We start from the raw sequence: 12,091 nt of genomic DNA on the forward strand, positions 1-12,091 counted from the left end.
GACGGGTGGCGAGGTGAACGCGCATTACATGGCGTGGGCGAGCTTTTTCATCTTGCTCTTGATGCGCGTCTGCTTCAGCGACGACAGGTACTCGACGAACACGCGGCCCATCAGGTGATCCATTTCGTGCTGGATGCACACCGCGAGCAGGCCTTCGCAATCCAGTTCGAAGCTTTCGCCCTTCTCGTTCAACGCCCGCACGCGCACTTGCTCGGCGCGCTCGACATTGTCGTAAATCCCCGGCACCGACAAACAACCCTCTTCCGACAGCTTTCTTTCGTCGCTCGACCAGATGATTTCCGGGTTGATGAACGCGAGGAGTTCGTTGTGATCGTCCGATACGTCGATCACGATCACGCGCTCGTGCACGTCGACCTGGGTCGCCGCAAGACCGACGCCGGGCGCGGCATACATGGTTTCAGCCATGTCTTTGACGAGACGGCGAATGCGGTCGTTGACCGCTTCGACCGGCTTCGCGATCTTGTGCAGCCGTTTGTCCGGGTAATTGAGGATGTTCAGTAAAGCCATGATCTTGAATGTGTTTTTAGGCGCCGCCGACCGTTGCGAGGCCCGCGTTAGCCATTCGGCCAGGTTGTGGGCGCGCCGCGTTACGCACAGGATAGATGGTGTCGAACCGGTTCGATTCAACGCGCCAGGTGCGCTATACGACGGGCCCGCGCGGGTGGGCGCGGCGCTGCAGTTATTTCGGATGATGAAAATTTTAGCATGGCGCCCGCCTGCCCGCTGGCCCTGCAGGAGGATCGACTCGCAATGCACAGCTTGCCTGCAACCGATTTTGAAATCGCCGCCTGGCTGCGGCTTTCGCTCGCGCCCGGCCTGAAACCGGCGGCGCTGCGCCTGTTGTTGACCGCTTTTGGACTGCCGGAAGCGATTTTCGACCAACCGTCGGCCGCACTGGCTACGGTCGCCGGCGAGACCGCAGCGCGCGCAGCGCTGGCGCCGACCGGTCCCGAATTCGACGCCCAACTCGACGCCGTGCTCGCATGGCGCGAATTGCCCGGCAACCAGGTCGTCATGCTCGACGACCCCGCTTACCCGCCCGCGCTGCTGACCATGCCCGATCCGCCGCCGCTGCTATATATAAAGGGCCGGCTGGATCTGCTGCATACGCGGGCGGTGGCGCTGGTGGGCAGCCGCAGTGCGACGCCGCAAGGCGTCGAGGACGCGGAGCGGTTCGCGCGGGCGTTGTCGGCGGCCGGCGTGACCGTCGTGTCGGGACTAGCACTCGGCATCGACGGGGCCGCGCATCGGGGCGCCCTCGAGGGAATCGGTGGGACCGTCGCTGTGATCGGCACCGGTGCGGACCTGGTGTACCCGTCGGCGCACCACGCGCTGGCGCGGCAGATCGCGGCGCAAGGCGTCATTCTCTCGGAATGGCCGCTCGGCACACCCGCGCGCGCCGCCAACTTCCCGCAGCGCAATCGGCTGATCGCCGGTTTGGTCAGCGGCGTGGTGATCGTCGAGGCGGCGATGCGCTCCGGCTCGCTGATTACCGCGCGGCTGGCCAACGAAATGGGGCGCGACATCTTTGCGTTGCCGGGATCGATTCACGCGCCGCTGTCGCGCGGGTGTCATCGGATCATCAAGCAGGGGGCCAAACTGGTGGAGACGCCGGACGAAATATTGGAAGAGCTCGGCTTCACGCAACGGCCCGTCGCCCGGGCCGGTTCGGCGGCGGCACTACACGCGCTTTTTGGCGAGGGGGCGGAACAACCCCGCGCGCGTCCTCAGGCCGGGGCAACCTCAGTGGCGGAACACGCGGCAACTCACGAAAACGCCACCCACGCCGTCACACGAGCAACAGCGACATCTGCGTCGCCACCAAGCGCCGAGGCTCAGCAACTCCTCGCTGCGCTCGGTCATTCACCCACCACGCTTGAAATTCTTGCCACCCGCACCGAGATGGAGGACACCGCGTTACAAACCACCTTGCTGCAACTCGAACTCGCCGGTCAGGTGACGATGCTGCCCGGCGGCCGCTTCATGCGGGCAAGTCACGAGCGACCTCGCGTTGACCAGGGTTGACCACCCTCGCGGATCGACCATGCTACATTCGCGCCAAAGCACTCGACAAAGTACGTAAGGAACTACCATGCCCGCGCTGAACCTCGACACCGACCAAGACCGGATCGCCGAGCGCGTCAACGAGCCCGACACGCTGTTCGTCGCCTGCCTGTGCGCGGAGTGGTGCGGAACCTGTCGCGATTATCGAGACGCCTTCAACAAACTGGCCGATCGTCACCCTGATATCTGTTTCGCATGGATCGACATCGAAACCCATGCGGACCGTTTCGACGATCTGGACGTCGAGAATTTTCCGACCATCCTGATCGAAGACTCGGTCACGACACGATTCTTCGGCACGGTATTGCCACAGGCGGCGATTGTGGAACGGATGTTGTCGGATCTGACGGCCGTACCCGGCGTCAGCGGCGCGCCTAAATTGCGGCCGGCGCTTCAGGTTGCCTGATGAGGCGGCCTGAAACTGCAATCCCCAAGCCTTGCGGCGCGGGCGTTGCGAGCAGGTCACGGCGCGTTTTCCATAACTTGCCGGACCGCGGAACGCGCAATTATGATGGCGCGCTTTTATGGCACTTGACACGTCGCCTTAGCGGCGTGTGCTATAAAGCGGTCGTTAATGGGTCGCAAAGGTCGCAAACGAGGGTCGCGCGAATAACCGCGCACTCAAGGCCATCAACCCGGATCTACCAACCTCACATCGAGTCATGTCCAAAGCACTGATCATCGCCGAAAAGCCTTCCGTCGCGAACGACATCGCGAAGGCTTTGGGCGGCTTTACCAAGCATGACGAGTACTACGAAAGCGACGACTACGTCCTTTCCTCGGCAGTCGGCCACCTGCTGGAAATCGCCGCACCCGAAGACTATGAAGTCAAACGCGGCAAGTGGAGTTTCGCCAATCTGCCCGTCATTCCGCCGCATTTCGACCTCAATCCGATCGCCAAGAGCGAGTCGCGCCTGAAGGTGCTGACGAAGCTGCTCAAGCGCAAAGACGTCGACCGCCTGATTAACGCATGTGACGCGGGGCGCGAGGGCGAGCTGATTTTCCGCCTGATCGCGCAGCACGCGAAAGCCAGGCAGCCGGTGCAGCGCCTGTGGCTGCAGTCCATGACGGCCGGCTCGATCCGCGACGGCTTCGCCCGTCTGCGCAGCGACGAAGAAATGCAGCCGCTGGCCGACGCCGCGCGTTGCCGCTCGGAAGCCGACTGGCTGGTCGGTATCAACGGCACGCGGGCCATGACCGCGTTCAATAGCAAGGGCGGTGGCTTCTTCCTGACCACGGTCGGGCGGGTGCAGACGCCGACACTGTCGATCGTGGTCGAGCGCGAAGAAAAGATTCGCCGCTTCGTGCCGCGCGACTATTGGGAAGTGAAGGCGGAGTTCGTCTGCGCGGCCGGTTTCTACGAAGGCCGCTGGTTCGATCCGAAATTCAAACGCGACGAGTTCGATCCGGAAAAACGCGACTCGCGTCTGTGGGCGCTGCCCGCGGCCGAAACGATCGTTGCGGCCTGCCGTGGCCAGATCGGCAAGGTTAGTGAAGAATCGAAGCCGTCCACGCAACTCTCGCCGGCGCTGTTCGATTTGACCAGTCTGCAGCGTGAGGCTAACGGCCGCTTCGGCTTCTCCGCAAAAAACACGCTGGGCCTCGCCCAGGCGCTGTACGAAAAGCACAAGGTCCTGACCTATCCCCGTACCGACGCGCGCGCGCTGCCGGAAGACTATATGGATACGGTCAAAGACACGCTCGGCATGCTCAAGGAGAGCAACAACTATCTGCCGTTCGCCAAGCAGGTGTTGGACAAGGGCTGGGTGAAGCCGAACAAGCGCATCTTCGACAACTCGAAGATCAGCGATCACTTCGCAATCATCCCGACGGCGCAGGCGCCGAAGAACCTGTCCGAGCCGGAACAGAAGCTTTACGACCTCGTCGTGAAGCGGTTCCTGTCGGTGTTCTTCCCGGCCGCCGAATACCGTGTGACCACGCGGATCACGGAAGTGGTCGGCCATCACTTCAAGACGGAAGGCAAGGTGCTGGTCGAGCCGGGCTGGTTGCAGGTCTACGGCCGCGAAATCGGCGGCGAAGACGCGAACCTCGTGCCGGTGCAGAAGGACGAGAAGGTCAAGACCGACAAGATCGCTGCCCATCAACTGGTAACGAAGCCGCCCGCACGCTACAACGAAGCGACCTTGCTGTCGGCCATGGAAGGCGCGGGCAAGCTCGTCGAAGACGACGAACTGCGCGAAGCGATGGCGGCCAAGGGGCTCGGCACGCCGGCCACGCGCGCCGCGATCATCGAAGGCCTGCTCGGCGAAAAGTATCTGATCCGCGAAGGCCGCGATCTGATTCCGACCGCCAAGGCGTTCCAGTTGATGACGCTATTGCGCGGCCTCGGCGTGAAGGAACTGACCGCACCGGAATTGACCGGCGAGTGGGAATACAAGCTCTCGCAAATGGAACGCGGCAACCTGCCGCGCGACGCGTTCATGCAGGAAATCGCCCGCATGACGCAAACGATCGTCAAGCGCGCGAAGGAATACGATTCCGACACGATCCCCGGTGATTACGCGACGTTAGAGACGCCGTGTCCGAACTGCGGCGGTCAGGTGAAGGAAAACTACCGGCGTTTCGCCTGCTCGAAATGCGAGTTCTCGATTTCGAAGATTCCGGGCGGACGCCAGTTTGAAATTCCGGAAGTCGAAGAGCTGATGCAGAACAAGACGATCGGGCCGCTGTCGGGTTTCCGCAGCAAGATGGGCCGTCCCTTCTCGGCGATCCTGAAGCTGTCGCTCGACGACGAAATCAAGAATTACAAGCTGGAGTTCGACTTCGGCCAGGATTCCGGCGGCGAAGATGGCGAACCGCCTGATTTCTCCGAACAGCAGTCGGTCGGCGCGTGTCCGAAATGCAAGGGCCGCGTGTTCGAACATGGCATGAGCTACGTCTGCGAGAACTCGGTCGCGAATCCGAAGACCTGCGACTTCCGTTCAGGTAAGGTGATCCTGCAGCAGGAAATCGCGCGTGAACAGATGGCGAAGCTGCTCGAAGAGGGCCGTACGGACCTGCTGACGAACTTCAAGTCGTCGCGCACCGGCCGTAACTTCAAGGCGTTCCTGGTCAAACAGAACGACGGCAAGATCGGCTTCGAGTTCGAAAAGAAGGAACCGTCCGCCAAGACCGCGGCGAAAACCGCGGCGGCGAAGTCGGCTGCCAAGGCGGCGCCGGATTCGGAGTCGGACGACGACGAAGGGTCCGTCGCGGTGAAAGCCGTCCCGGCTGCCAAGAAGGTCGCGGCGAAGAAAGCGCCGGCAGCCAGGAAGGCGGCCACCAAAACGGCTGCTGCGGCCAAGAAAGCGCCGGCGAAGAAAACCGTCGCGCGCAAAACCGGCTCCTGATCCGGGGCACTTAGGCTGGAGGCGGCGTTTGCTTCCAGCCGGCTTGCTTAAGCGGTTCGGATTCACCCGGTTTCCGACATGCCACAAAAAAATGCGCAGTCACTTAGGTGACTGCGCATTTTTCTTTGTCCACCGGAACGCGACTACCGCGCGTCGCCCCCAGCCTCAGAGCCTGATCGATCCACCGACACTTAAAGCGGCGACAAAACCGTCGGCCGCGTACGAGTGGTCGTTTTGGCTAAGGTCGTCGTTGGAATCGGCGACAACTCGCTGTCCAGCAGGCGAGACAGTGGCTCGGCGCCGTCGAACGCTTCCGGCGGCATGTGATCCGACGAATCCAACGCCGACGACGTGTCGGGCCGTCCAAGGCCGTCCTTGATCCACTGTTCGCCGAGCAGGCTGTTCGGCGTCTGGCTGAAATGCTCGACCAGATGATCGATAAACGTGCGGACCTTCGCCGGCAAGTGACGGCGGCTCGGATACGCAATGTTGATTTCGACCTGCGGCAAACGGTAATCGCCGAGCAAACGCACCAGTCGGCCACGCGTCATGTCACGGCCGATCAGATAGCTCGGCAGAATGGCAATGCCCATGCCGAGCAACGCGAACTGCCGCAGCATTTCCGTGTTGTTCGCCACGATCACGTTCGACGGCCGCACCCGCACCTCGCCTTCCGGGCCGGTGAACACGCGCTCGTCGCCCCAATACTCGGACGGCAAGCTCAGGCACGGATGCTCCAGCAAATGCTCGGGACGCGTCGGCACGCCGTGCTTCTCGAGATAAGCCGGCGTGGCGCACACCGTCATGCACCCGGTGGTGAGACGTCGCGTAACGATGCTCGCGCTGCGCATTTGACGCGCGATCACCACGCCCACGTCGAAACCTTCTTCGACCAGATCGACCTGGCGATCGACCAGCGTGACGTCAGGAATGACTTTCGGGTAACGCTCTGCGTACGTCTGAAGTACGGGCGCGAGGTTGTGCAGCCCGAACACCACCGGCGCGACGATTCTCAGCGTACCGACGGGTTCGTGATTGCGCGCCACCACCATCTGCTCGACGTCTTCCAGTTCGTCGAGAATCTGGCGCGCGCGCTCGAGATAAACCTGACCGGATTCGGTCAGAGACAAGCTGCGGGTTGTGCGATTGAGCAGCCGCGTACCAAGACGGCCTTCGAGATCGGCAACGTGGCGGGTGGCAACTGCGTTGGAAATATCCATCGCGCTCGCAGCGCGGGCAAAACTGCCGAGATCCGCCACTCTGACGAAAACTCGCATCGACTGCAAATGATCCATAAGACAACTCCTGCCGTGTTACAGCTTCCTGACAATCGGTGAAAACCAGTGAAGCGAACTTGGAATTCTCCTACGACTCGCGAAATCGTGCAGAAGTTGCCCGCGAAAGCGGAAATATTGTCGATTTCTGTGCGACTGTGCTCACCAATGTAGGGCGTGAACACTCATTATTCCGAGAAAAGAAACAATCTGCTGCGCTGCAGCTTGCACTGTCTTTTTTGTTCGAACAGACGTAATGATCGTCCCGGCGTTGCGGGATCGGGAAAAATCGCAGTGTGAGCGGGTGTTAGGCAAAGAAAAACCGCCCGAAGGCGGCTTTCTGCGCGAAGTGAATACTCACGTGGTCAGGCAATGAGCTTTTGCTCAAGCGAGCGTTTAGCTTGAGTCAGGGCGGCCGGCAGGCCTTGCTGCAGCGTGTCAAAGAGCTCGGCGTGCAGCGCGAGTTCATCGCGCCATGCTGCGTCGTCCACGGAAATCACCTGCTCGAACTGCGCGCGGCTGAAGTTCAGCCCGCTCCAGTCGATGTCGTCATAGTGCGGCGAGACGCCGAACGCGTGTTCTTCGCCCTCAGCAGCGGTGCCTTCGATGCGGCCGACCATCCACCCCAGCACGCGCATATTCTCGCCGAACCCCGGCCAGACGAATTTGCCGTCCGCGCCCTTGCGGAACCAGTTGACGCAGAAAATTTTCGGCAACTTCGCGTTCAGTTGCGCGAGGCGCTCGCCGGTTTTTAGCCAGTGACTAAAGTAGTCGCTCATGTTGTAGCCGCAGAACGGCAGCATCGCGAACGGGTCGCGGCGCACCACGCCCTGCTGGCCGGCGGCTGCAGCGGTCGTTTCGGAACCCATGGTCGCGGCCATGTAGACGCCCTCGACCCAGTTGCGCGCTTCGGTGACGAGCGGCACGGTCGTGGAACGGCGGCCGCCGAAAATAAACGCGTCGAGTGCGACGCCCGCCGGGTTTTCCCAGTCGGCGTCGATCGACGGGCATTGCGCGGCCGGCGCCGTGAAACGCGCGTTCGGATGCGCCGCCTTGCGGCCGTTCTCCCTTGCGGAGGCCGGCGTCCAGTCCTTGCCCTGCCAGTCGATCAGGTGTGCGGGCGCTTCGTCCGTCATCCCTTCCCACCAGACGTCGCCGTCGTCGGTCAGCGCCACGTTCGTAAAGATCACGTTCTCTTTCAACGTGGCCATGGCGTTGAAGTTGGTTTTTTCGCTCGTGCCCGGCGCGACGCCGAAGTAGCCGGCTTCCGGATTGATCGCGTAGAGGCGGCCGTCCTTGCCCGGCTTGATCCACGCGATGTCGTCGCCGATCGTGGAGATTTTCCAGCCGTTCAGGCCTTCGGGCGGGATCAGCATCGCGAAGTTGGTCTTGCCGCACGCTGACGGAAACGCCGCCGCCACGTGATGCTTGCGTCCTTGCGGCGACGTGACGCCGAGAATCAGCATGTGTTCGGCGAGCCAGCCTTCGGCGCGGCCCATGGTCGACGCGATGCGCAGCGCGAAGCACTTCTTGCCGAGCAGTGCGTTACCGCCGTAGCCCGAGCCGTAGCTCCAGATTTCGCGCGACTCGGGAAAATGGACGATGTATTTGGTGTCGTTACACGGCCACGGCACATCTTTCGCACCGGCCGCCAACGGCGCGCCGACCGAATGCACGCACGGCACGAACTCGCCGTCTTCGCCGAGCACGTCGTACACCTGGCGGCCCATGCGCGTCATGATCCGCATGTTCGTCACCACGTACGGGCTGTCGCTCAGCTCAACGCCGATGTGCGCGATCGGCGAACCTAGCGGGCCCATCGAGAACGGCACCACGTACATCGTGCGGCCGCGCATCGCGCCGTCGAACAGACCGTCGAGCGTGGAGCGCATTTGCGCCGGGGCGATCCAGTTATTGGTCGGCCCTGCGTCTTCGCGACGGGGCGAGCAGATAAAGGTGCGATCTTCGACACGCGCCACATCGGACGGATCGGACCAGGCGAGGTAGGAATTGGGACGTTTCGCGGGATTGAGTTTTCTCAGGGTGCCCGCTTCGACCATTTGCGCGCACAGGCGGTCGTATTCCTCCTGCGAGCCGTCGCACCAGACGATCCGGTCAGGCTTGGTCAGCGCGGCGACGCGCTGGACCCAGTCGAGCAGCTTTCGGTGTTTGACCCACGCGGGCGCCTCGATTACGGGCTGTCCTTCGAATGAGGGATGGTTCATCGACTTGTCTCCGTTTTGAAATCGAATAGAAAAACGGTACAAGCCCAAGGGGACGCTGCATGCGAGAGGCGTTCAATTCCTTGCGCCGGGAGACTGCTATCAGCCGACGCGCAATTGTGCAGGTCATCATGGGCCACACAGCCTGCTGAGCAGAGACGTCCGCCGGCGGTCGTCTGCAACCGTCTGTAAAGCGGCTTGCCTCAACACGCAACAAACTGTTAAAAACGATGTCAATCGACCTTTCCGTGGCGCAGCCGTTCTATGCGGCAGCTTCTACGGTAAGGCATCCAGCCAGTCCGGCATGTGACCTAGGTCACATGGTGGGACAGTCAGCATAACACTCCGTTCCGCACCGTCATGGTGCGCCGCAAGACACATACCATGAAGATTGCCATCCTCGACGATTACCAGGACGCCGTTCGTAAGCTCGACTGCTTTCAATTGCTGGCCGACCATGAGGTCAAAGTTTTTAACAATACCGTCCGCGGTCTCGGCCAGCTGGCAAGCCGTCTTTCCGAAGTCGACGCACTGGTCCTGATTCGCGAACGTACTCGCATCAACTCGCAACTCCTCGACAAACTGCCGCGTTTGCGCATGATCAGCCAGACCGGCAAGGTCTCCAGCCACATCGATCTGGCCGCCTGTACCGAGCGCGGCATTGCCGTGCTCGAAGGCAGCGGTTCGCCGATCGCGCCGGCCGAGCTGACGTGGGCTCTCATCATGGCGGCCCAGCGGCGCATTCCGCAATACGTGGCAAACCTTAAGCAAGGGGCCTGGCAGCAGTCGGGATTGAAGACGTCCGCGCTGCCGCCGAACTTCGGTTTGGGGCAGGTTCTGCGTGGTCAGACGCTGGGGATTTGGGGCTACGGCAAGATTGGGCGGTTACTCGCCGGGTACGGCAAGGCGTTCGGCATGAACGTGCTGATCTGGGGCCGCGAGCATTCGCGCGAAGCCGCGCGCGCCGACGGCTACGGCGTTGCCGAAAGCCGCGAAGCGTTGTTCGAGCAAAGCGATGTGCTGTCCTTACACCTGCGTTTGCACGACGACACGCGCGGCATCGTCAAGCAGGAAGACCTGATGCGGATGAAGCCGACCGCCTTGCTCGTGAATACGAGTCGCGCCGAATTGCTGGATGAAAACGCGCTGGTGAACGCGCTGTCGCATAACCGTCCGGGCATGGTCGCGATCGATGTGTATGAAAGCGAGCCGATCCTGCAGGGCTACAGCCTGCTGCGCATGGAGAACGTGATCTGCACGCCGCACATTGGCTACGTGGAGCGCGAGAGCTACGAGCTTTATTTCACCGCGGCGTTCCAGAACATTCTGGCGTTCGATGCCGGCGATACCGCCAGCGTCGCGAATCCGGAAGCGTTGCAGGGCGGGCGTCGGCGGTAAGTCGAGCGCGGGCGCAGGGCCGCGCCGCTAAGCCGGGTCCGCACGCAACCTTTCAGCGCGCTGCGTGCGTGCCGGTCTCCAGCAAGGCGGGCATGCGTTCGAGGAACGTCTCGCCGTCGCCACGGCCGAGGTTGTACGCGTGCACCATCTGCGAAGGGCTCGTGTAATCCCAACTCGAAATCGGCACCTTGCGTGACGGCTGCACATAGATCCGTTGCTGCACGCCATGCGGCACCACGAACATCTGCGGACGCGGGTAAAGACGCGTGACCATGACCAGCACGTTGCCGGGTGCATCGGCGTCGAGCGCGCCGACCGGCACGTTGTCGACCATGCCGCCATCCAGCACCGGACGCCCGTTGCGCCGCAAAACCGGCGTGAACGGCGGCGTACTCGACGACTGCAGGATCAGATCCGCGAGATCCTCGACGCTCGCGCAGTCTTGCGCGCGCACGAATTCCGGATGAAACCCGAGCGTCTGACCCAGCGTGGGATGCAGCGTTTTGCGGACGTATTTCTCGATGTTGTACGCGATCAGTCCCGCGGCGACCGCACTGCGCGCGCCGAGCCAGCGCGGCAGATGTGACACGCCGATGCGAATTTCCGGCGCCCCGGCGAGCGTCGAGAATTTCTCGCCGTAAATGTCCAGCAGCGCCTGCCGGTAAATGCGGTAGTGCGGGAACACCGACTCCCCGCGCAGCAGATTGCCCCAGTAGGCGTTGCGCGTGTTGTGGCGGAGCGCGTCTTCGTAGTAGCGCATCACCCAGTCGGAATCGCGCGTGTAGAGCATGCACGCGGTGGCGGCGCCGGCCGAAATGCCGGCAATGACGCGCGGCCGGATCTGCAGTTCTGGCTGCACTACGTCCCAGAAGCCCGCCTGCCACCAGCAGCGGTTGCCGCCGCCCGCGAATACGACCTGATCGAACATCCTGCGTTTTCCTTTTTGTTTTGATTCTGGTGCGGCCCGCGCCGCCGTGCTAGTCGAGCAGCGCGTAGGTGGTGGTGGCGTGGACCGCCATGTTGCCGGACTCGTCGAACAATTCGACTTCGCCGAACACCAGATTGCGGCCCATGCGCAGCACGCGCGCGGTGATCAGCACGTCGCCCTTGCGAACCGCGCGCATGAAATTGATGTTGAGCGAGACGGTGCTCATCGGCTTGAAGCCGCCGAGCGCGGCGGAAATGGCGACGATCATCGCCGTGTCGGCCGCCGCCATGAAGACCTGGCCGCAAATCACGCCGCCCGAATGACGCAGGCCGCCGGAAAACGGCAGACGCAGCGTCGCGCTTTCGTCGTCGACTTTGACGGGCGTCAGCGTGAGCGCACGGACCCAAGGAGCGAGGATGCGGTCGAGCAGCTCGATAATCTCTTTGTCATCCATGGCAATCCTCGGTGGAAAGCCGCGCGACGCGTCGTGCGGCAAGGGTTCGCGACATAATACCGGGACGGGAAAGGCCGCGTGTTTTTGATGGCCGCGCGGCGAGCGAGGGATGCCTCGAACCCGCCGAGGTGGATATTTTTAAGAAATCTGCTAAAGAGGGTTGGCAAGTTCGCGAAATTACTGCATAATTTCGCTTCTGTTGGGGGCGTTAGCTCAGCTGGTAGAGCAGCGGACTCTTAATCCGTAGGTCGACAGTTCGAATCTGTCACGCCCCACCAAAGATTCAAAGCAAAAAGCCCGGTCCTTGTGATCGGGCTTTTTGCTTTGCGGTGTGCGGTTTCAGCAGGCAGTTGCCCCAAGCCGGAGCCTAACGAAATCTC

Annotated in this window: 10 protein-coding genes and 1 tRNA gene; 6 read left to right on the forward strand and 5 right to left on the reverse strand. The window is 62.1% G+C overall.

The annotated features are described in order from the left end of the window. Positions 1-24: 24 nt before the first annotated feature. Positions 25-528, reverse strand: a complete 504-nt coding sequence (gene def, locus B0G83_RS33905; RefSeq protein ID WP_105511684.1) for a peptide deformylase — start codon at positions 526-528, stop codon at positions 25-27. A 243-nt stretch (positions 529-771) separates the two neighbouring features. Between def and dprA the strand changes: the two genes are divergently transcribed. The 3 genes from dprA to B0G83_RS33920 all read left to right on the forward strand — a co-directional run bounded on the left by dprA (position 772) and on the right by B0G83_RS33920 (position 5,435). Continuing rightward, positions 772-2,046 (forward strand): DNA-processing protein DprA, encoded by a 1,275-nt coding sequence (gene dprA, locus B0G83_RS33910; protein WP_105511732.1) that lies wholly within the window; start codon positions 772-774, stop codon positions 2,044-2,046. 67 nt (positions 2,047-2,113) lie between these two features. Beyond that, on the forward strand, positions 2,114-2,491 hold the full coding sequence (locus B0G83_RS33915) for a thioredoxin family protein (protein WP_105511685.1): 378 nt from the start codon (positions 2,114-2,116) through the stop codon (positions 2,489-2,491). 256 nt (positions 2,492-2,747) lie between these two features. After that, a complete protein-coding gene (locus B0G83_RS33920; RefSeq protein ID WP_105511686.1) occupies positions 2,748-5,435 on the forward strand; it encodes a DNA topoisomerase III in 2,688 nt (895 codons plus the stop codon). 191 nt (positions 5,436-5,626) lie between these two features. Here the strand turns inward: B0G83_RS33920 and B0G83_RS33925 are convergent, their stop codons facing one another. Then, entirely contained in the window at positions 5,627-6,730 is a 1,104-nt protein-coding gene (locus B0G83_RS33925) for a LysR family transcriptional regulator (RefSeq protein ID WP_105511687.1), read from the reverse strand. Positions 6,731-6,768: 38 nt separating this feature from the next. Between B0G83_RS33925 and B0G83_RS38940 the strand changes: the two genes are divergently transcribed. Next, a complete protein-coding gene (locus B0G83_RS38940; protein ID WP_219849053.1) occupies positions 6,769-6,966 on the forward strand; it encodes a hypothetical protein in 198 nt (65 codons plus the stop codon). 108 nt (positions 6,967-7,074) lie between these two features. Here B0G83_RS38940 and B0G83_RS33930 read toward each other — a convergent pair whose 3' ends face one another. Then, on the reverse strand, positions 7,075-8,934 hold the full coding sequence (locus B0G83_RS33930; RefSeq protein ID WP_105511688.1) for a phosphoenolpyruvate carboxykinase (GTP): 1,860 nt from the start codon (positions 8,932-8,934) through the stop codon (positions 7,075-7,077). A 381-nt stretch (positions 8,935-9,315) separates the two neighbouring features. On the opposite strand from B0G83_RS33930, the gene B0G83_RS33935 reads away from it, so the two are divergent. After that, entirely contained in the window at positions 9,316-10,329 is a 1,014-nt protein-coding gene (locus B0G83_RS33935; protein WP_105511733.1) for a D-2-hydroxyacid dehydrogenase family protein, read from the forward strand. Between the two features lie 52 nt (positions 10,330-10,381). Here B0G83_RS33935 and B0G83_RS33940 read toward each other — a convergent pair whose 3' ends face one another. Beyond that, entirely contained in the window at positions 10,382-11,257 is an 876-nt protein-coding gene (locus B0G83_RS33940; protein ID WP_105511689.1) for a patatin-like phospholipase family protein, read from the reverse strand. 49 nt (positions 11,258-11,306) lie between these two features. Then, complete coding sequence (locus B0G83_RS33945; protein WP_105511690.1) at positions 11,307-11,711, reverse strand: PaaI family thioesterase; 405 nt, start codon at positions 11,709-11,711, stop codon at positions 11,307-11,309. A 202-nt stretch (positions 11,712-11,913) separates the two neighbouring features. Between B0G83_RS33945 and B0G83_RS33950 the strand changes: the two genes are divergently transcribed. Continuing rightward, positions 11,914-11,989 (forward strand) — tRNA-Lys (locus B0G83_RS33950). Positions 11,990-12,091 lie beyond the last annotated feature (102 nt).

The sequence above is a fragment of the Paraburkholderia sp. BL21I4N1 genome, from assembly GCF_002973525.1.
Lineage (GTDB): Bacteria > Pseudomonadota > Gammaproteobacteria > Burkholderiales > Burkholderiaceae > Paraburkholderia.

Coding starts and splice junctions, on each gene's coding strand:
- dprA (WP_105511732.1), top strand. CDS start 772: ATGCACAGCTTGCCTGCAACCGATTTTGAAATCGCCGCCTGGCTGCGG.
- B0G83_RS33930 (WP_105511688.1), bottom strand. CDS start 8,934: ATGAACCATCCCTCATTCGAAGGACAGCCCGTAATCGAGGCGCCCGCG.
- B0G83_RS33925 (WP_105511687.1), bottom strand. CDS start 6,730: ATGGATCATTTGCAGTCGATGCGAGTTTTCGTCAGAGTGGCGGATCTC.
- def (WP_105511684.1), bottom strand. CDS start 528: ATGGCTTTACTGAACATCCTCAATTACCCGGACAAACGGCTGCACAAG.
- B0G83_RS33935 (WP_105511733.1), top strand. CDS start 9,316: ATGAAGATTGCCATCCTCGACGATTACCAGGACGCCGTTCGTAAGCTC.
- B0G83_RS33915 (WP_105511685.1), top strand. CDS start 2,114: ATGCCCGCGCTGAACCTCGACACCGACCAAGACCGGATCGCCGAGCGC.
- B0G83_RS33940 (WP_105511689.1), bottom strand. CDS start 11,257: ATGTTCGATCAGGTCGTATTCGCGGGCGGCGGCAACCGCTGCTGGTGG.
- B0G83_RS33945 (WP_105511690.1), bottom strand. CDS start 11,711: ATGGATGACAAAGAGATTATCGAGCTGCTCGACCGCATCCTCGCTCCT.
- B0G83_RS33920 (WP_105511686.1), top strand. CDS start 2,748: ATGTCCAAAGCACTGATCATCGCCGAAAAGCCTTCCGTCGCGAACGAC.